We start from the raw sequence: 20,181 nt of genomic DNA, 5'->3' as shown, positions 1-20,181 counted from the left end.
GCCCGAGACAGCATCTCAGGCGTTTTTATTATGCTCTATTTTATCCCAATGGGTATGTTTCGACTTCTTTCCACTTATCTGCTGCTTCATCGAACTGCAACAATGATAATTGGTTAATTGTTTCTTTATGATCAATACCTGCAAGGCGTACTTGACCATAAATATCTTCAAACTCTTGACTTGTTAAACCTTGTGCAATTGTAAAGTGTGGAATAAATGGATGTTCTGCTTCCCCGTAGAAATCCTCGCCATTGAAACGATTGAATAAATCTTCAAGTGCATCTGTCTTTTCAACTTTAAAATAAATCACATGTGTTGTCGGTGCAAAATTTGAAGCTTTTGTCGCATGAATCTCTGCTGGTTGTGCGCCTTCTACACGTTTTGCAATTTCTGCTTTCACTTGCTCGAAGTCTGCATCGTTGACTTCAAATTGACTCTTAATTGTGACATGAGGTTTGATTCTAACATATTGTTTATCATAACGTTTACGATAACCGTTGACCTCATCTTGAAAACTCTTTGATGGAATTAGCGCTAATCCTAAAATCATTGAAATTCCTCCTTTGTTTATGTTAGTTTCCATTATAGCAAAATTTCAGATTATTGGTTACTCAAAAAGTATTTTAATAGTTGTGGCAGAACTGTACGCCACGTTTTCCAATTATGACCTCCGTCAAGTTCTTCATAATGATAATGTGCCGTCGAAGCTTGAATGCGATCACGCAATGCACGATTCGGTGTTAAAAAATCAGCACGTTTACCACTTGTTGGCAATTTGAAGTCCAACTCTTCTTTACCGATCACATGCCAAATATTTAACGCCTCTTGAAATTGACAGCGTTCAAATAATTGCTCTACGACTTCATCACTATGTGGACTTAGCATGCCGACTTGATTTACAATGCGAGGATACGAAACGGCCGTAAGCAATGCGATACTACCAGCGAGACTATCGCCAAATAGCACACGCCCCTCTGCCATTTTGTGTGTCGCAAACGTTCGCTCGATCCATGGAAAGATTTCTTGCACGACTGCTTGCACGGTCTGAGCTGACTTTTCCCCTTGTGGATGAAACTCTACACGACGCTTTGTGACACTTTCATAATGAAATCCGACAAAAATTGCCCGTGTCACATCACCTTGTCGACGCAAACGCTCATAAACGCGATGAATTTGCCCGAATCGCATAAAATCTCTGCCATCAAAACAAAACACCACTTTCGCATTTTCTAGCGGCGAATAATCTTCTGGTAAGTAAATTGATAGTGTAATGTCACGCGCCAAATGCTGACTTGTAAATTGTGTCCTGTTGACCACACCTACTTCAAAATCTGTCATAAAAAAGCGCCTCCTCATACGAATTAACTTTATTGTATCAAGAGACGCCTTCCATATTCACTTATGATGCATTACGATGCTTATTTTATTTTTTCGGTAACTCAATACCTTCTTCACGCAAACGTTTCGGATAATCTTCTAACCAGAATGTCGCGTTCGGTACAAGCTCTGGATCAGGCTGATAAATCGCCGTTTTACCCGTACCATTTTTCTTTTTCTGTGCTTCAAAGTCTTTCAAAGAGTGCAAGGCTGGTTTAAAGAGTATCCAGATCGCAATGATATTAAGCCATGCCATCATACCTACACCTAGGTCACCCATTGCCCATGCGACATCGGCTGTTTTAATCGCACCGTAACCTGATGCAGCAATTAACACAACACGTATGACATTACGCCATAATTTAAATTGATTTTTAGCTAAACGGTTCGTAATATAGCTGACATTCGTCTCCGCAATATAGTAGTACGCTAAAATCGTTGTAAATGCGAAGAAGAACAATGCAATCGCAATAAAGTATGAACCGAAACCAGAAAACATTGGATCAAAATGATACCCTGATCCTTGAAGTGCTTTATCAATACCTGCTTGTGCATACATTGCAGTACCTGAATAATCTTTCGTACCGTCCGCATTTTGCACATACACTTCTGCATCATAAATGAGACGTGGCGAACCGTCTGCTGTCGTAGTCCCATCTGTTGTATTGTACGTTCCAGAAATTAAAATAATAAGTGCTGTCGCTGTACAAACAAAAAGTGTATCGACATAAACAGAGAATGCTTGTACAAGTCCTTGTTTGGCTGGATGAGACACTTCTGCAGCCGCTGCTGCGTGCGGTCCTGTCCCTTGACCTGCTTCGTTTGAATACAAACCACGTTTTACACCAATTTCAATCATTGCACCGATGATTCCACCGAATGCCGCTTCCATACCGAATGCCGACTTGAAAATCAATGCAAAAAGTGCTGGAACTTGTTGAATGTTCAAGCAAATAATTACAATCGCCATTAATATGTAGATGATTGCCATAAAAGGTACGACTGCCGTAGCAACCGTTGCAATCCATTTAACGCCCCCGAAAATAATTAACGCTAAAATAATAATCAATACGACCGCAATAATCCATGATGGTAAACCGAATGCGTTATGCATCGAACTTGCAATTGCGTTAGACTGAACCCCCGGTAGTAACAGACCTACTGACAAGATCGTTACAAGCGCAAACACAATCGCATAAATTTTACCAAACTTACCTTGAATCCCTTGTTCAATGTAATATGCTGGACCCCCGCGATACTCGCCTTCTTCTTCACGTTTGAAAATCTGACCGAGTGCCGACTCAACATAAGCGGTACCCGCACCTAAAAACGCTGTAATCCACATCCAAAACACTGCACCTGGACCACCGATGAAAATGGCCGTTGACACACCGACGATATTCCCTGTTCCGACACGCCCTGCGAGTGATAATGCAATCGCTTGGAAACTTGAAATCCCTGTTGGCGACTTTTCGCCTTGGAACATCAAACGAATCATTTCTTTAAAATGCCTCAGTTGTAAAAAACGTGTAACTAAGCTAAAAGCAACACCGGTGAATAACAATCCGAATACGAGTGGCTTACTCCAAACGATTGTATTCAGCCATCCTACAATTGTTTCAACCATAGACATACCCCCATAAAAATTATAATATCCATCCCTCTAAATTTTCTGATAAATCTGACACAAGTATACACATAAAAATTCTACCGCGCAACTTAAATTTTAATCGTATGCCATTATATAACGCTTGATTACTGTCAAAAAAGTGCTTTTCAAATTTGTTGGGTATCATCATATTATAGCGAAATGTCGCACACTAAATGTGCCATATTGATGTCGATTTATTACTAGATTGTAACCTTTTATTTTAGTTTTCATCTTTTATGCTTGTTACTTTTCAATTATAATGTATAGTATGGTTTCAGATAAAAGGAGGTACAGTGATGACCAATAAGGTATGGTTTCGCTCTGGGGTAGCGCTCTTGCTACTTTTTTTATTAATTAAATTATTTATCGAGGTTCATTTTATATTCACACCTATCATCGTGATTATCCAATCGATCCTCCTCCCACTATTATTAAGTGGTTTTCTATTTTATATATGTTTGCCATTCCAAAAAATGATGGAAAAGCGACATGTACCGAGATGGGCAAGCATTACGATTATTTTGTTAGCTTTAACTGCCATTGGAGGCGCCATTGTTGGTGTCGTTGGTCCAGTAATTGCGACACAAATTGAAAACTTAATTCACCAAGTGCCATATCTCCAACGAGAAACACAACATTTAATCAACTTTGCATTAGATCAACGTGATAAATTGCCGAATGAAGTAACGAATAAAATTAATGAAATGATTTCTAAATTTGGTACGATGACATCAGACATTTTATCAAATTCACTTAACATCGTAACAAGCTTTATTTCAACATTATTCTTACTTATTTTAGTACCGTTTTTCTTAATTTACATGTTGAAAGATCACGAACGTTTTATTCCAGCCGTTGCACGTTTCTTCAATGGCGAGCGTAAAATTTTCGTTGTCAACTTATTAAAAGATTTAAACCACACATTAATGTCTTACATTCAAGGACAAGTTACTGTCAGCTTAATTTTAGGTGCGATTTTATACCTTGGTTATACGATTATCGGTCTTGACTACACATTACTTCTTGTGATGTTTGCGATTTTTGCGAATATGATTCCGTTCTTAGGACCATGGATGGCATTCTTACCTGCAGGCATTTTAGGTATTATCCAAAGTCCAACGACATTCATTTGGGTTTGTGTTGTAACACTTGTTGCCCAACAACTTGAAGGCAATGTCATTACACCGAACGTAATGGGTAAATCATTAAACATTCACCCGCTCACAATTATCGTTGTTATTTTAGCTTCAGGTAGCTTAGGCGGCTTCGTATTAATCTTAGTAGCCGTACCACTTTATGCCGTATTAAAAACGATTGTTCGCAACGTCTTTAAATATCGTCATCAAATTATGCATAAAGCGCAAAGTACCGTACACGATTAAATGACATACGTTTAGCCATCGGACAACTTCAGTTCGGTGGCTTTTTCATTGTATTAAATTAGTACCAGATGTTAAAATTGATGTAATAAGACTGACTATTAATAAAGGAGCTTTAAAACAGTGATGAATTTAGAAAACAAAACATTCGTAATTATGGGGATTGCCAACAAACGCAGCATCGGTTTCGGTGTCGCAAAAGTTCTAGATCAATTAGGCGCTAAACTTGTTTTTACATACCGCAAAGAAAGAAGTTTTAAAGAGTTAGACAAACTGATTGATCAATTGAATCAACCCGCTAAACACGTGTACCAAATAGACGTTCAAAGTGACAGTGATGTAATTAATGGTTTTGAACAAATTGGTAAAGATATTGGAAAAATTGACGGCGTCTTTCATTCAATTGCCTTTGCAAACGTTGAAGATTTACGTGGTCGCTATTCTGACACATCACGTGAAGGCTTTTTACTCGCACAAGACATTAGTTCTTATTCATTAACAATTGTCGCTCGTGAAGCGCGTAAAATTATGAACGAATCAGGTAGTATCGTCACTTCAAGCTACATTGGTGGTGAATTTGCGGTACCAAACTATAACGTAATGGGAATTGCTAAAGCCAGCTTAGAAGCATCTGTGAAATACTTAGCAGCTGACTTAGGTCAAGACAATATCCGTGTCAATTCGATTTCTGCCGGTCCGATTCGTACATTAAGTGCACGTGGCGTTGGCAACTTCACTTCGATTTTAAAAGAAATTGAAGAACGCGCACCTTTAAAACGTAATGTAGACCAAGAAGAAGTTGGAAAAACTGCCGCCTACTTACTCAGTGATTTCTCATCAGGTGTTACAGGCGAAAACATTCACGTAGACGCAGGATTCCATGCGGTAAGATAAAAATCAAATGATCATGAAGCAAGTTGTATATCGGCATGACTTGCTTTTTTAATATGACAAATAAGCCATCTCGTCCTTGTTAAAGGAAAAGATGGCTTATTTTTATAGACTGTATTATTTTTCAGTTTTATTTTTACGACGTCCGAATAAGAACATTGCACCTAAACCGGCAAACAAACTACCAAATAATGTCGTTTGTGCTGCATTCTCTCCACCTGTTTCAGGTAACACATCTGCATCCGCTGTTTGATTAGACGGCGCAACTTGTTTTTTATCATGCATAGATGACTTTTTAGCCATATCTGAATGCTTACCTTCGTCAGTATTATCGCCTTCTACATCAGAATCGCTGTCTGAGTCAGAATCACTATCCGCGTCGGAATCACTGTCTGCGTCCGAGTCGCTATCTGCATCGGAATCACTATCCGAATCTGAGTCGCTATCCGCATCTGAGTCACTGTCTGCATCCGAGTCGCTATCTGCGTCGGAATCGCTATCTGCGTCGGAATCACTGTCTGAGTCAGAATCGCTATCTGCGTCGGAGTCACTATCCGCATCCGAGTCACTATCCGCATCCGAGTCACTATCTGCATCTGAGTCGCTGTCCGCATCTGAATCGCTGTCCGCATCGGAATCGCTATCTGCGTCGGAGTCGCTATCTGCGTCGGAGTCACTATCCGCATCTGAATCGCTGTCCGCATCAGAATCGCTGTCGGCATCAGAATCGCTGTCTGCGTCTGAATCACTATCCGCATCTGAATCGCTATCTGCATCGGAATCGCTATCTGCATCCGAGTCACTATCTGCATCGGAATCACTGTCTGCGTCCGAGTCACTATCCGCATCGGAGTCGCTGTCTGCGTCCGAGTCACTATCTGCATCAGAGTCGCTGTCTGCGTCAGAATCGCTGTCCGCATCTGAGTCGCTGTCTGCGTCCGAATCACTATCTGAGTCAGAGTCGCTATCTGCGTCGGAGTCACTGTCTGCGTCCGAGTCGCTATCCGCATCTGAATCACTATCGGCATCTGAGTCGCTATCTGCATCGGAATCACTATCCGCGTCGGAATCGCTGTCAGAGTCCGAATCACTATCTGCATCGGAGTCACTATCTGCGTCTGAATCACTATCTGCGTCGGAGTCACTATCTGCGTCGGAATCGCTGTCGGCGTCAGAGTCACTATCCGCATCTGAGTCACTATCCGCATCTGAGTCACTGTCCGCATCCGAATCACTATCTGCATCTGAGTCACTGTCCGCATCCGAATCACTATCTGCATCTGAGTCGCTATCTGCATCGGAATCACTGTCGGCGTCCGAGTCGCTATCCGCATCAGAATCACTATCCGCATCAGAATCACTATCCGCATCCGAGTCGCTGTCAGAGTCCGAATCGCTATCCGCGTCGGAATCACTATCGGCATCCGAGTCACTATCCGCATCCGAATCACTATCTGCATCAGAATCGCTGTCTGCGTCGGAGTCACTGTCGGCATCTGAATCGCTATCTGCGTCGGAATCGCTGTCGGCATCAGCGTCAGCATCCGCATCTGACTCATCTGGTGGTGTTGGTAATTCTACTAATTCACTTACAACTGCAACATCTGCTAAGTCTTCTTTTTCAGGTGCCCAATACGTTATTGCAACATTTGATGTTAAGTTATACTCATCAACATAATTAAAGTTTCCTTTTGTGACATCGTCTCCGATTGTATCCCATGAGCCTGTATAACCCGTTACACCGATGTCAGGCTGCGTATAAAGACCGTTTTTATCGAAGTCACCTTCTTTAATTTCTTCTGGATGTTCAACGTAATAATAAGAAGAATCAATGCCTTGTTCATAGCTATATCGCGCATCATCTATTGATTGCGAACCACTATCGTATCCACTGATTTCTTCACCTTCAAAGAAACTACGCCATGCAAGTCGTGCATCTAAAGGAAGGTATGGTGTTTTTTCATATTGCTCACGTGAAATATCAAATTCTACTTTAATACCAACCGGTCCCTTAACGATTGTATTCACTGCGTATGATTGTACAAGACCTGTTAACGTTTGCGCGCCTGTATTTGGCCAAACATTTCCATCATCAGTAAGACCCACATTATTTTTTACTACTGAAAAAGGTATTTCACCTTTTGCTTTTAATTCCAAATACTTCTCATAACTCGGAATGTTACTGAACTTATCATAGTTTTCTTGGTATTCCTCATACGTCATTTGACCAAGTTCCATCTCAACATCATGCGGTGCTGTTGTTTCTTCTTCACGTGTCCCAATCAATGTGAATTTCACATTTTCTGCAAAAATAGGAATTGTGATATTAAATGTGCCTCCCGTTTGAATGTGATCATTTGATAACACTGGGTTTAAAGACACTTGATAATCATATTTAATACGGCCATCAGGTTGTACACGAGCATATCCCGGTGTCACATCGACACCCCCACCGCCGACTTGAAGGACATTGTCCTTTGGTACTTCTACTGCCGGTGCTGTATTTTCTGATGGTACCGGTTCCGCTTCCGCCACTGGTTCCTCAACTGCAGGGGCTTCAGCTGTGTTTTCTTCTACTGCTGGCACTTCGGCATTCGCATTGTCTTCTGCCGGTGCCTCTTCAACTGATGCAGGCGCTTCTTCTACTGCTGTTGGTTCTTCAGCTACCACTTCTTCTGGTGACTCTGTATTATTGTCTGTCACGGCAGGTTCACTAACACTGTTATCTTCAACCGGTGCAACATCTTCTGCCACATTATCAGCTGATGCAACGTTATCCTCAGCTACGGGCGTTGTTGCCTCTTCTGCTGCTGACGCTGTTTGTGATGCACCTAAAAATAATAACGTTGATAAAACAACGGATCCTGCACCAAATGAAAATTTTCTAATACTAAAAATCTGTTTTTGTCTGTTATATTGTTGATAAAATTTCATGTTACTTTCCCTTCTTGTTTCAGTTTGCTTCATATTTCAAAGCACACTTATCTCCCATTTATTAATATCATCGTGCACAATTATCTGTATGAACATATACTAAAAATATGGTATTAATTGTGCGCATTAACATTTAATAATAAAAAATTATATTACATTATTATATTGTGTGGTTATGGTAAATTCAAAGTAATAGTTTTTATTTGTCTATACACGTCACAAAAAATTCATTATTTCTACAATTGTTGTACACATTTAAATAGCATTTTTAATTATTAATTGATTGACAAAATTCCAATATTAATCATGTTTATTTTTCAATCAAAAAATCCCCTCCCAAAATAAACGTTTTCGATTATGGCTTTATCGTTCAGTTATGTGAAGGTTCAACATACATAAAACCGTCTCATGCGTTGTTATTAACTTGTTAAAGCTGAGACGGCTATAAAGCATTTATAAAAGTTGCTAACGAATAATGCTTGCGCCCATATGTTGTGTCAAAGTTGTCGGCATATCATTTACGTAAACATGGTCATACTCGGAAAAATTGAAATAGTTGTTTGAATGGTCTAGAAGTGTTTTAGAAAAAGTTTCCATTCGAAAATGTTTGAAAAGAGACACCCAACGTCTCTTTATATGCGGTAGTTTGATGTTAAATGCTTGAAAGTTCATACCCCTTAACTGACCTGAAAAGCCAAAAATCTAAAATGATTATTCATATATTAGGATTATTTTTATTAATACTCAACATTTTTATAAGTTAAAAATTAGAGAGAAAAAATGTTTTGAGTGTCCGTTTATTACTTTTTAACTGTCTTTTATTGATATTACAACGCTTTTCCTACCTCTTCACTCATGATTGTCCCCGCCTCTCACATAAAATTTAGGGCGTCTGCACAATGATATGACATATAATATTTCATCCAAAAAAAGACCGACAGAAAAACTGTCAGCCTTTTGGGTTAAAACATTTCTAATTCAATTTTCAGTTGATCAACGTATTCTTTCGTACCTGTCACGATGAGGCGGTCACCGTATTGTAGATGTGTATCGCCGTGTGGCACGATTGATTCGTTATTGCGAATAATACGTACGAAAATAATATCGCCACCAAACGGGAAGTTACGCAATTGCATTTGATCGAATGCGTAGTTGTACATACCGATTTCGTAAAGTGATGTTTCCACGTTACTCAATAAGTTCAACATGTTTGGCGTTTCAATCATACCTTTCAGTAAGATTTGATTACTTTGGAAGTTGCTGAACAACTCGATATTTTTATTGCGTAGTACTTGGTCTGCATCGTTTGTTTCAAGACGACAAATGACACGTTCTACACCTTGATCTTTCGCCATGATAGCGACTTTACGGTTAATGTCATCATCATTCGTTGAACATACGACGATGTCACTATTGAACAGTCCGAGACGTTCTAACATTTCCGATTCATAATCTGCAATTTCCACCATCGTAATATCATTTGATAACGTACGATGATCGGTTAAATCTTTGCGGTAATACAATGTCACGTCATACAGCTGTGAACTTAAGTTTTGTGCGATTGGAATGGAAAGTTGGTTTTTACCAATCATTGCAACTTTAATCGTACGTTGCATTTCATCAGGAATTGGAATAAGTTTCTTGAACACAATCGGTACGAAGACACATGTAATAACCGCACTTAAGATCATAATGCCGGAAATTTCTTCACTAATTGTACCCAAACTTTCGGCGATTTTCGCTGCGGCAATGACTAACGATAATGTTGATGTTAATAAAAAGCCTGCCGCAATGGTTGTTTTCATATCAAACCATCGTCTAATCAACATGACCGGTATCAGTTTAGACACGATAAATGTCATGATTAAGATTGGAATGATCGCTAATAGCATTGGTTCTTTAATCAATGATGGAATGTCTAAATCCACACCGACCATAATGAAAAAGATTGGGATAAAGAAGCCGTAGCCAAAGGAATCTAGCTTCTCGACTAAGTCTGGCTCAGGTCCTAATAGTGACACAACAACACCGGCTAAAAATGCACCGAGGATGTTTTCGGCACCGACACCTTCTGCCAATGCGACTAATAAGATGATTAACGCAAATACAGCACGAATACCGATTTGCGTTGTCCCGTCCATCAGTTTATGAATGATGGATGCACCTTTGAATAGTCCACCAAGGAAATAAAACAGAATGGTGAAACCGACTAATATACCAATTAGCCAAATCGTACCGCCACCAGAGGCGTTAATTGCACCGTAAACTGTTAATAGCAACATTGTGCCTAAGTCGGCAAGAACCGCTACAAGTAAAATAAACTGACCGATTGTGGTACGCATCATGTTCATTTCTTTTAGCGTTGGTACGACAACACCGAGTGAGATTGTAGAAATAATGATGACCATCAACAAGACATCATCAATTAAACCAATCCATTTCATGCCATATGCGAGACCGATAGATAGAATCATAATCAGCATAAAGACATAAATCGCTAGTTTTAAATGACTTGGACCTGCGTCCTCATCTTGTTTCTTTTTCGATTTATCTTTTTTAAAGGCGTTGAAGTCTATCTCTAGCCCACTTAAAAACATTAAGAAAATAAAGCCGAGTGTCGATAAAATATTCAGCACATCATCACGATGCACGAGGTTTAAAAAGGAATTACCAATCACAATCCCCATTAATATTTCTGCAACGACAACGGGTAAAAATGCGATGTTTAACTTACTAATAATAATCGGCGTTAATAAAGCCGCAACAATGACGACTACCAGTGACACAAATTCCATAGGTGCCCCCCTTAAATGAGATAATTCATAAATGACGTTGCTAAGCCAAAGTAAATAAGCATACTGACAATATCATTAATTGTTGTAATAAATGGTCCACTCGCAACTGCTGGGTCAATCCCTAATTTATTCATAAACAAAGGTATAACCGAGCCGATTGTTGTCCCTACCGTCATCGCAATTGTCAAACTCGTACCGACAATTAACGCAAGAAACGGTTGGTGATAAATAATAATAATAATCAAACAAAGTGATACTGCGCAAGTAATACCTGTTAGAAAACCACTGCCAGATTCACGTAATGCTAGTTTAAACTTACTTTTTTCATTAATTTCGCCTGTAGAGATGTTACGCACTGAAACGGCAAGTGATTGCGTACCAGAGTTCCCAGACATCCCACTAATAATTGGAATAAAAGCAGCCAATAACGCTACTTTTTCAAGCGTTGACTCGAATGAACCGAGAATAGACGCTGTAATCATACCGAGTACAGTTAAAATTAACAGCCATGGCAAACGTTTCATTGCCGTTTGGAAAATCGTATCGTCTGTTGAGTCGATATCTGACACCCCGGCTAAACGAGAGTAGTCTTCACTCGCCTCTTCATCGATAACGTCGACGATATCATCAATTGTGATAATCCCGAGCAAATGATTTTGATAGTCGACAACCGGTATTGCGATAAAGTCATAGTCACGCATCATTTGCGCAACGTCTTCTTGGTCATCAGCAACATTCGCGCTGATAATACGCTCACTCATAATATCTTCAATATATGTATCATTTTCAGCAATGATCAAGTCTCTGAGTGATAAAACGCCGACTAATTTTTTCTGTTCGTCCACGACAAAAATAATATAAATCGTTTCTGCATCAGGTGCTTGTGCTTTTACATGCATCAATGCTTCATGTACCGGTGTATTAATCGTCAACGAAATATATTCCGTTGTCATAATACCGCCGGCTGTATCTTCATCATAATGTAATAACGCTTTAATTTCTTGCGCTTCGTCACGATCCATTAACATTAATAGGCTCGCCACTTTACGCTTAGACAATTCATTCAAAATGTCTACGGCGTTATCGTATGACATATGTTCTAAAATATGACTCGCATATGTCGCATTCATCTCTTCAAACAAGTCTTCATAGTCTGATTCGTCTATCTCTAAATGTTCAAAGAAATCCGCTACTTCTTCAGGTGACAAATATTGATACATTTTTTGACGGACATCTGCGTCACTTTCTTCAAAGTATTCACTTTGGTCATATGCGTGCATAGATAAGAATTCTTCACGAAAGCCATCAATGTCATCTTTATGTATCAAGTCATCTAGTAGTGGCTTATTGTATTTTTCTTCATCATCTTGTATTAACATTTCATTTTCGATTGACATATGCGTCACCTCCAATATTGATTTACAATGTTTTCAGCAGCTGTCCAAAGTCAGGTGTTTCACACACAACACGTACCGCTTCTCCCGTCATCGGGTGTGTAAAATGGACTTCTGCACATTTTAACAATTGTGTTTCATAACGTTCATGTAACTCACCATATAAGCCATCTCCAACAATCGCATGCCCAATATGTTGAAAGTGCACCCGTATCTGGTGCGTCCTCCCTGTCAGCAAACGGACACGACACCATGTATACGTCTCTGTCGTCGCAAGCGGTTCATATACCGTCTTCGCATACTTGCCATCAGGCGTCACAACACGATTAATAATACTATCGCTTGCACGTCCTATCGGTGCTTCGATCACACCTGCTGTTTCAATCCGCCCTTGACAGAGGCATTCATAAATTTTATCGATTGATGTCAACGTCATTAAATGGTGGATATGGCGTGATTTTGCTATCACTACTATTCCCATTGTATGTCTATCTAAACGCGTGACGATATGCGGGATACCGCATGCCTCTTGACGTTGCATATGTGCGAGCGCTTGTTCCACCAAACTCTCATGTGGATGTTCTCGTGAAGGCGCGCTATTTTGATGTGCTGGCTTTGCAACAATGAGTAGCCAGTCATCTTCATATAAAACATTCAGTGGCTGTGCATACGGTATCAATGATAGACTCGGGTGTTCTTTAGGTAGACAGACAATGACCTCGTCTCCCGGTTGCAACAAATGCCGCACGGTGCGAGGTGTATCATTAACGAGTAAAGCGCCATCTTGTTTAATGGCGCTAATCGTCTTTTTCGAAAACCGTTGTCGATATAAAAAGTGTTTGAGTGTCTCTGTTTCAGTGATACGATAATTAAAAATCACGCATCGTCACCACTTGAAATAAAGGAATCATGGACACGTTTCCAGAACGGGAATGGGCGAAAACGCGCAAAACGAATCTTTTCATTCGCAACACGGTATTGAATCGCATTCACATTTTTATGTTTGACGCTGACATGATCAATCGTCGTTAAAATAACATCATGATTGACCGGTTTAATGTGACACGTATGGTGTTTCGGCAATACAAGCGGTGAACCGACCGTACGGAACACGCGGTTGTTAATCGATGCGATTTCTGCAATTTGGATAGCTTCTAAAGATGGGTGAATCAACGCCCCACCTAACGCTTTATTATAGGCTGTTGAGCCAGACGGTGTGGAAATACAAAGCCCGTCGCCACGGAAGCGTTCGAAGTGTTGCCCACGAATATCTAAATCCACAACAAGTGTCGTCCCGTCTTCCGTCTTCATCGTCGCTTCATTCAACGCCAAGTAACGTGTTTCATATCCTTGATCGTTGTAACGCACGATAATTTCTAACAGCGGATATTCAATCACTTGGAACTCCGAATTATGAATTTCGATAATAAGCTTTTCCACTTCATGTGGTAACCAATCGGCATAAAAACCTAAATGCCCTGTATGTATCCCTACAAATGCACAGCGTGACAACATATGACTATATTGATGAAACGCTTGTAATAACGTACCGTCTCCACCAACAGATATGACAATTTCAGGATTGTCCTTATCTTCCACCATCTTAAAGTCTTGCATATGTCGCATCATCTTATATTTCAGTGCTTCTGACTTGGCATCTCCTTTAGATAAGATGACATAGCGCATCGCTACACCTCACTGTCTTCATGCTTATGCGCACGTTTTTTTGAATAATATTTTTGTGCTTCTTGAATTTCATCTCTGATTTCCGACATCTCTTCATCTAGTAAAAATGCCGCTTCAGCTGCACGTTCAAGTCGATTTTGAATTTCCGGCGGATAATCACCATCATATTTATAGCGCAATGTATGTTCGATCGTCGCCCAGAAATTCATCGCCAACGTACGAATTTGAATTTCTGCAAGAACGGTTTTCTTACCGTTCAACGTCTCAATTGGATATGCGATAATCACATGATATGAGCGGTAACCACTTTGTTTTGTATTGCTAATATAATCACGTTCCTCAACCACTTTGAAATCTTCACGTTGACGCAATAAAGCCACCACTTTGTCAATGTCTTCCACAAATTGGCACATCATGCGTAACCCTGCGATGTCATACATTTCTTCTGCTAAGTAATCGAATGGAATCCCCCTTTTATTTGCCTTATCGATAATACTCGTAATCGGTTTCACACGACCCGTCACAAATTCAATCGGTGAATGATGTTCTGTGACTTCATATTGTTTACGCAAGCCTTTAAGTTTCACTTTCAACTCATCAATAGCTTGTCGATAAGGTGCTAGAAAAATATCCCATTGGTTCATAGTTTCTCACTCCGCTTCATACTAGTTCAAACGTTTGTTCTACGGCTTCTACAAATGGTTTGCCGTAATTAGAATTCCCTACAATGTTATCCAGTAAATAATCTAACTCCGATTTGAAGCTCGTTAATTCCAGCGTGTCGTTAACAATGACCTTCTTGTCACGATGTTCATGCAACATCGACCATGTCTCTTGTACGAAAATCAAATATGAAAACGCCGCGCCGTCATCTAAAAGGTAAACAAATGCATAGTTGTCACTATCGACAATCATCTGCCCAGCATCCGTAAACCCTTCCGTTGATTCTTCTGTATAACATAAAATACGATCATCTTTGATTTTAATTTCATTGACATAAATACGCATAGGTACTCCTCCTTATCATGTTATAGTTTAACACAAATTTAATATCGGCTCATCGTTCAATTGTCAGTATTATAAATTCCTTTTCATGTGTGTCGCCGTCCTGCATAATAAATGTTAAGGAGTGATCATTCATGGCGATAGAACGAGAAATTGAATTCAAGCAATTACTAGATCAACAGACGTACAACGATATGAAACAAACGTACTTCCCTAACTCAGAACCTTTCACACAGACAAACTATTATATTGATACACCTGACTTCCAAATCATGCAGCATAAAATGGCACTACGCATTCGTGTGCGACAAGACAAACCGAATGAGATAACATTGAAAGTACCGGCAGCAGTCGGATTGACTGAATATAACCATTCGACAACACATACGCCACAACAAGATGCGTCTATGCCAGAGTCAGTACTCACAAATGATATTATTGATGTGCTACGACGACATTATATTGACACGTCACAACTTATCGTACTCGGCAGTTTAACAACCCATCGCTTAGAGACGTCACAAACGGACGGTCTGCTCGTCTTAGATCATAGTGAATATTTAGGGGCAGAGGACTTTGAATTGGAATTTGAAGTCGCTGACTATGAAACCGGCTATCACGCATTCAAAAACATATTAGCAACGTACGAACTCGAACATCAAGCCCCATTGAACAAAGTACAACGATTTTTTGAACGAAGACAAAAAATGTCTTAAATCTTTGTAATACATCTATATTAAAGCGTCATAACAGATAGGTTGTGGCGCTTTGCTTATTAAATAATAACTTTCGTTGTTCCTTTGTGCTTTTGCATTTGTTTTTCTATCATGCTAAGCAGCCGTAAGTGTTTTTACTTTGAAATGGAAAAATTCATGTTATTATTTATATATATAATGAAATTAAAAGGTGATACGCATGACACAGACGCCTTATGAAATAATCGGTCCAGAAGCTTTGTACCGTATGATAGATCACTTTTATGCGTTGGTCGAACAAGACACGCGCATTAATCATTTATTTCCCGGTGATTTTGCTGAAACAGCACGGAAACAAAAGCAATTTTTAACACAGTTTTTAGGAGGGCCAGATCTTTATACACAAGAACATGGTCATCCTATGCTCAAACGACGCCATATGCCCTTTGTCATTGATCATAATGCCAAAGATGCTTGGCTCGAAAACATGTACACTGCCATTCAAACAGCACAGTTCCCAGATGGTGTGGGAGATTATTTGTATGAAAGACTGCGGTTGACTGCAAACTATATGGTTAACACAGAAAACTAATTGAAGGTGAAGCACAATGACGGAAGAATTGAAGGTTATCTCGAATAGTTATCATAATAATTCAGACCTTTCTCCTGTGAGCAAAATCGAAATTTATTCGTTTTTTGATCCGTTTTGCAAAGATAGCTTTAAATTATCCGCTATTTTAGCTAAGTTAAGAATTGAATATCAACAGTATATCTCTATTCGTCATATTCTGAATCCATCTTTGCGCGTACTCACTAAGTGCCAGGCACAAAGTACATCTGATCGTGACAATATTGCGCTTGTGTTCAAAGCAGCCGAACTGCAAGGACGTGTCGGTGCACATCGTTTTATGCACTTGCTGCAAAATGAGATTATCCCAAATTGCGACATCGTAACAGAACAAATCATTACGAAATGCATCGTCAATGCAGGACTGGATTTAGACGTCTTTAAAGAAGATCTTCAAAGCAGTAAACTGCGCGACAGTTTAAAAATTGACTTGCATATCGCACGAGAAATGGATATTGATATGGCACCTTCTCTCGTCTTTTTTAACGAAGATGTGCATGAAGAAGGCTTAAAAGTTGAAGGATTGTATCCGTATCATATTTACACATATATTATTAACGAAATGATTGGTATGCCGATAGAGAAAAACTTACCACCAACGCTTGCCGACTACATTCAACAAAAACAGCTCGTGACAGAAGAAGAGCTACTTACAATTTATGAGTGGCCAGAACGCACATTGCGCAAAGAGCTGAAAAAACTTGCCTTACAACAAAAAGTTGAAAAACTGAAACACCTTGAAGGCGAATATTGGCGATCACGTATGTAATTCAAAAACCCCCTAACCTATTCATCGTAGGTCGGGGGTTTTGTTGTTTCAAGATAAAGAAGGGTAAATTGACGGGGCGAGACTACATGCAAAATAAACTTTCTGTCCCGCTCCCAAGCGCTCTGCTCTACCCCATGCCGCTTTATCCTGCTAATGCTATATATAAATTGTCATTAACGCAATGGATTTCGGTGCGATTGTAACCGTATATGCCCCTTCTTTAAAGTCATGTTGTTGCACGTTAATGTGCGGACTATTGTATTGACTCAACTTGAGTTTTAACGAGTCAGGTAAATGCGTTTTATCCGTCACTGTCTGGTCAATCATACTATTCACATCACCATGTTCACTGTTCAGAATCTCTGTTGAAATTAATATATTATCTTCTTGGAATTTAGAAGGTGGTGTAATGTGAAAATTCTGTGCGTAATCTTCTGTGTTGTAAACAAGGACGTTATAGCCATGTAGTGTACGTGTAATCACATGTTGATCACCGTAGTAGCAGGCATATTTCGAAAAGTTTAACATCATAATCCCTAAAAAGTAAAATGTCGTTTTATTTTCGATTTTATCAAAAATTGAGATGCTCGGTTGCGTCATTGAATGTTGAATGAAATCTATCGTTGCCCCTGCCAAATAATGACGACTTTTCAACGATTCTGCTAAAAATTGCCCTTTATTTTCAATAATTGACGGCGTGTAAAACACTTCATAATTTAAAAATATCACTTTTCTTGAAACATCATTTTGCGAGAAAAATTGATAAAGTTTAGCTTGCATCTCTTTGAACGACACATATTGATCTGTATCTTGTTGGTGTTGTTTAATTTTCTTGAAGTCAATGGTGTAGAAGTCTGGATGTAGCGCTAATATCGTATCATCAAGAGGTTTTGACGCAATAAACAAATCAGTTATATCGATTGCCTTTGTAATTTGTGTGTTGTAGATATTATGCTTAATCTGTTTGATGTCTGAAGCTGGCATTTGGTTTATGTCTAATAAGAACAACAAACTGCTATGCGTTTTGACACTTGGCAAATGTTCGCTCTCTAAAAAGTGTAAGTCTTCAATCACTTTGACGATGAATTGATAACTGCTTATATTCGGTAGTTTTAGCGCAATAGACACTTTCGTTTTTAACAGTTTCCTTAACTTTGTAATGCCATCTTGTTCATAAGCCTCCATGAGATAATCAATATCTTCACTCAAATAAATATAAGACTTCAGCTTGTAATTCGAGAAGTTTTTATATTGGAAAATCGGTTCATTAATAATCATATCCATATTTCTAAACGATCCAATATCAATCAGATTAAAATATGAAAACGGGCGCTCAATAATTTTTGCATCGTCAATCATGATAGAAATATCTTTTTTCTTCTCAGGTATATCGAATTCAATTTTCTTAAGTACATCATAATCAGAAATCAGCGTATCTAATGGAATGTTTTTCGCTTGAACAGATAAGCTTTTATATTTTTTAGGCGTCACACCGAGATATTTTTTGAAATGAATAATATAATTCGTTGGACTTGGATAATTCCATATGTTGGAAATGGTTTTGATTTTCTTATCATGTATTGAAATGTCTTTCATTGATTTCGCAATTCTCAATGATGCCATATACTCGTGGAAGTTCATATTCATGCGCTGTTTAAAAAGCATCGAGATGTGAGACGTAGACACATAAAACTTTTTCGACAACATCTCTAGCGTAATACGTTGTTGTATATTTTGACGTATGTAGTCGACAATGCCGTCTAACGTACTCGTTGATGATTCATTCATATGAGACTGAGTTCGTGTAATATCTTGTAGCACTTGAGTGAGTAGCTTTCGAGCGGGTTCTGAGTTGTGTTCTTGATGTTGGTAGTAGTTGAACAAAGTCATAAGATTGGACTTGAGTGTATCGTGGTGTTGAATCGTGAAGTGGTGATCAAAAATGTCAATTTTATGTGTGCTAAACAGTTCACTCGGCATGTAAAATAATAAAACATCTTTCGTTTGAATTTCGTACAATTCAGATTCGTTGATTAAATAAACCGAGTCGTCATTGTACACTTGTCCATCCTTTTTGATGGTTATCTCTTTCTCCAAAGAGAGCACAAGTATCATACTGTCAAAACAGCGTATTGGCCGTGTCATCGGCTGTGATAAATAATAAACTTTTGGAAACATCGTGAGCCCTCCTCGCATTTATTATATATTTTTTAAAAATTAAGATACATACAAATCTAAGTCAAAATTTGTATTAACACATTTACATTATGTAATATTTATTACGTAAAAACAATGTACACAATATTCTGACGGTGTAATTTAATATATATATAAAAGCATTTGTTTTGTCAAAACTATTTTTTGAAATTAAAGGAGATGTTTGATAAGTAATACCATACGCTTAGTTTTTTGTAAACCCTAGACTCAAATCTTTTATCATCTATGCTTATTTAATACTTGATAAAATTACTATGAGCATGTATGATATTTCAGGTCATACAAAATAACTATTTTCATAAAGTAACGTGTCGTTGTGTGATAAATTAAATTAGCCATTTCATTGTTAAAAATAATATGTGCTATAAAACGATTAGAGACCTATTTCCAACTGTATGGTCTTCTAATAAGCTTTGTGGTCAAGCTGTTTTATAAGTTTCCAAGTTCAATGAATACACATGCTTTTGACATGTTCACCTTATCAACACTTACGAAAAACTAAAAATAGTTATATTGACACCAACAAGGGGATGTTTTTGAAACGCAATGCATTCATTAACATCTCCTCTTTTTTGTTGTAAAACATCCTTTCACAGAATCCACCAGCTAAACCGCTCATTTCAGTTACTCATCCCCCTATCAATTTCATGTGTCTTCTATATTTTTAACTGAATACGATATTTTCATCTCTACTCACTTTCTACACACACAAGTAAATAATGTTTTAAATATTATTTCAAAAAAAAAAAAAAAAAAAAAA

General features: G+C 38.6%; 16 protein-coding genes. 5 read left to right on the top strand and 11 right to left on the bottom strand.

Annotated elements, in window-relative coordinates; translation table 11 throughout:
- Positions 1 to 40: 40 nt before the first annotated feature.
- The 3 genes from TP70_RS07020 to TP70_RS07010 form a co-directional block, all read right to left on the bottom strand.
- Positions 41 to 550 (bottom strand): 2'-5' RNA ligase family protein, encoded by a 510-nt coding sequence (locus TP70_RS07020; RefSeq protein ID WP_044360588.1) that lies wholly within the window; start codon positions 548 to 550, stop codon positions 41 to 43.
- 50 nt (positions 551 to 600) lie between these two features.
- Entirely contained in the window at positions 601 to 1,338 is a 738-nt protein-coding gene (locus TP70_RS07015) for an esterase family protein (RefSeq protein WP_044360587.1), read from the bottom strand.
- A gap of 85 nt (positions 1,339 to 1,423) precedes the next feature.
- The gene (locus TP70_RS07010) at positions 1,424 to 3,004 is read right to left on the bottom strand and encodes an alanine/glycine:cation symporter family protein (RefSeq protein ID WP_044360586.1); all 1,581 of its coding nucleotides are present in this window, start codon (positions 3,002 to 3,004) and stop codon (positions 1,424 to 1,426) included.
- Positions 3,005 to 3,324: 320 nt separating this feature from the next.
- Between TP70_RS07010 and cozEa the strand changes: the two genes are divergently transcribed.
- Together cozEa and fabI are read left to right on the top strand one after the other, a co-directional pair.
- On the top strand, positions 3,325 to 4,410 hold the full coding sequence (gene cozEa, locus TP70_RS07005) for a lipoteichoic acid biosynthesis protein CozEa (protein ID WP_044360585.1): 1,086 nt from the start codon (positions 3,325 to 3,327) through the stop codon (positions 4,408 to 4,410).
- 120 nt (positions 4,411 to 4,530) lie between these two features.
- Entirely contained in the window at positions 4,531 to 5,301 is a 771-nt protein-coding gene (gene fabI, locus TP70_RS07000; RefSeq protein WP_044360584.1) for an enoyl-ACP reductase FabI, read from the top strand.
- 114 nt (positions 5,302 to 5,415) lie between these two features.
- Here the strand turns inward: fabI and TP70_RS13050 are convergent, their stop codons facing one another.
- From TP70_RS13050 to TP70_RS06965, 7 genes are all read right to left on the bottom strand, one after another.
- Positions 5,416 to 8,232, bottom strand: a complete 2,817-nt coding sequence (locus TP70_RS13050) for a YSIRK-type signal peptide-containing protein (protein WP_160149176.1) — start codon at positions 8,230 to 8,232, stop codon at positions 5,416 to 5,418.
- A gap of 962 nt (positions 8,233 to 9,194) precedes the next feature.
- A complete protein-coding gene (locus TP70_RS06990) occupies positions 9,195 to 11,027 on the bottom strand; it encodes a monovalent cation:proton antiporter family protein (RefSeq protein ID WP_044360583.1) in 1,833 nt (610 codons plus the stop codon).
- 11 nt (positions 11,028 to 11,038) lie between these two features.
- Positions 11,039 to 12,424: a magnesium transporter gene (mgtE, locus tag TP70_RS06985; protein WP_044360582.1), complete on the bottom strand. Its 1,386-nt coding sequence runs from the start codon at positions 12,422 to 12,424 to the stop codon at positions 11,039 to 11,041.
- Positions 12,425 to 12,446: 22 nt separating this feature from the next.
- A complete protein-coding gene (locus TP70_RS06980; RefSeq protein ID WP_044360581.1) occupies positions 12,447 to 13,301 on the bottom strand; it encodes an RluA family pseudouridine synthase in 855 nt (284 codons plus the stop codon).
- Positions 13,298 to 14,107 carry an NAD kinase gene (locus TP70_RS06975; RefSeq protein WP_044360580.1) on the bottom strand — a complete coding sequence of 270 codons (810 nt, stop codon included), beginning with the start codon at positions 14,105 to 14,107 and terminating at the stop codon, positions 13,298 to 13,300. Before TP70_RS06975 ends, TP70_RS06980 begins: the two co-directional genes overlap by 4 nt.
- Positions 14,108 to 14,109: 2 nt before the next feature.
- Positions 14,110 to 14,751: a GTP pyrophosphokinase gene (locus tag TP70_RS06970; RefSeq protein ID WP_044360579.1), complete on the bottom strand. Its 642-nt coding sequence runs from the start codon at positions 14,749 to 14,751 to the stop codon at positions 14,110 to 14,112.
- Positions 14,752 to 14,767: 16 nt separating this feature from the next.
- Entirely contained in the window at positions 14,768 to 15,115 is a 348-nt protein-coding gene (locus tag TP70_RS06965; protein ID WP_044360578.1) for a UPF0738 family protein, read from the bottom strand.
- Positions 15,116 to 15,246: 131 nt separating this feature from the next.
- Between TP70_RS06965 and TP70_RS06960 the strand changes: the two genes are divergently transcribed.
- The 3 genes from TP70_RS06960 (at position 15,247) to yjbH (ending at position 17,204) form a co-directional block, all read left to right on the top strand.
- Complete coding sequence (locus TP70_RS06960) at positions 15,247 to 15,828, top strand: CYTH domain-containing protein (protein WP_044360577.1); 582 nt, start codon at positions 15,247 to 15,249, stop codon at positions 15,826 to 15,828.
- A 199-nt stretch (positions 15,829 to 16,027) separates the two neighbouring features.
- Positions 16,028 to 16,399, top strand: a complete 372-nt coding sequence (locus TP70_RS06955) for a truncated hemoglobin YjbI (RefSeq protein WP_044360576.1) — start codon at positions 16,028 to 16,030, stop codon at positions 16,397 to 16,399.
- A gap of 16 nt (positions 16,400 to 16,415) precedes the next feature.
- On the top strand, positions 16,416 to 17,204 hold the full coding sequence (gene yjbH / locus TP70_RS06950; RefSeq protein ID WP_044360575.1) for a protease adaptor protein YjbH: 789 nt from the start codon (positions 16,416 to 16,418) through the stop codon (positions 17,202 to 17,204).
- 156 nt (positions 17,205 to 17,360) lie between these two features.
- Here the strand turns inward: yjbH and TP70_RS06945 are convergent, their stop codons facing one another.
- Positions 17,361 to 19,382: a helix-turn-helix transcriptional regulator gene (locus tag TP70_RS06945; protein WP_044360574.1), complete on the bottom strand. Its 2,022-nt coding sequence runs from the start codon at positions 19,380 to 19,382 to the stop codon at positions 17,361 to 17,363.
- Positions 19,383 to 20,181: the final 799 nt, after the last annotated feature.

Source organism: Staphylococcus microti (assembly GCF_000934465.1).
Taxonomy (GTDB): domain Bacteria; phylum Bacillota; class Bacilli; order Staphylococcales; family Staphylococcaceae; genus Staphylococcus; species Staphylococcus microti.
The sequence above is the reverse complement of the archived record's forward strand: the minus strand, read 5'-3'. Positions and strand labels throughout refer to the sequence as shown.

Excerpts from the sequence above, each read along its gene's own strand:
- TP70_RS06965 (WP_044360578.1), bottom strand. The coding sequence starts at position 15,115 with ATGCGTATTTATGTCAATGAAATTAAAATCAAAGATGATCGTATTTTA.
- TP70_RS06945 (WP_044360574.1), bottom strand. The coding sequence starts at position 19,382 with ATGTTTCCAAAAGTTTATTATTTATCACAGCCGATGACACGGCCAATA.
- TP70_RS06970 (WP_044360579.1), bottom strand. The coding sequence starts at position 14,751 with ATGAACCAATGGGATATTTTTCTAGCACCTTATCGACAAGCTATTGAT.
- cozEa (WP_044360585.1), top strand. The coding sequence starts at position 3,325 with ATGACCAATAAGGTATGGTTTCGCTCTGGGGTAGCGCTCTTGCTACTT.
- TP70_RS06960 (WP_044360577.1), top strand. The coding sequence starts at position 15,247 with ATGGCGATAGAACGAGAAATTGAATTCAAGCAATTACTAGATCAACAG.
- TP70_RS06955 (WP_044360576.1), top strand. The coding sequence starts at position 16,028 with ATGACACAGACGCCTTATGAAATAATCGGTCCAGAAGCTTTGTACCGT.
- TP70_RS06975 (WP_044360580.1), bottom strand. The coding sequence starts at position 14,107 with ATGCGCTATGTCATCTTATCTAAAGGAGATGCCAAGTCAGAAGCACTG.
- yjbH (WP_044360575.1), top strand. The coding sequence starts at position 16,416 with ATGACGGAAGAATTGAAGGTTATCTCGAATAGTTATCATAATAATTCA.
- TP70_RS13050 (WP_160149176.1), bottom strand. The coding sequence starts at position 8,232 with ATGAAATTTTATCAACAATATAACAGACAAAAACAGATTTTTAGTATT.
- TP70_RS07020 (WP_044360588.1), bottom strand. The coding sequence starts at position 550 with ATGATTTTAGGATTAGCGCTAATTCCATCAAAGAGTTTTCAAGATGAG.
- TP70_RS06990 (WP_044360583.1), bottom strand. The coding sequence starts at position 11,027 with ATGGAATTTGTGTCACTGGTAGTCGTCATTGTTGCGGCTTTATTAACG.
- TP70_RS07015 (WP_044360587.1), bottom strand. The coding sequence starts at position 1,338 with ATGACAGATTTTGAAGTAGGTGTGGTCAACAGGACACAATTTACAAGT.
- TP70_RS07010 (WP_044360586.1), bottom strand. The coding sequence starts at position 3,004 with ATGGTTGAAACAATTGTAGGATGGCTGAATACAATCGTTTGGAGTAAG.
- mgtE (WP_044360582.1), bottom strand. The coding sequence starts at position 12,424 with ATGTCAATCGAAAATGAAATGTTAATACAAGATGATGAAGAAAAATAC.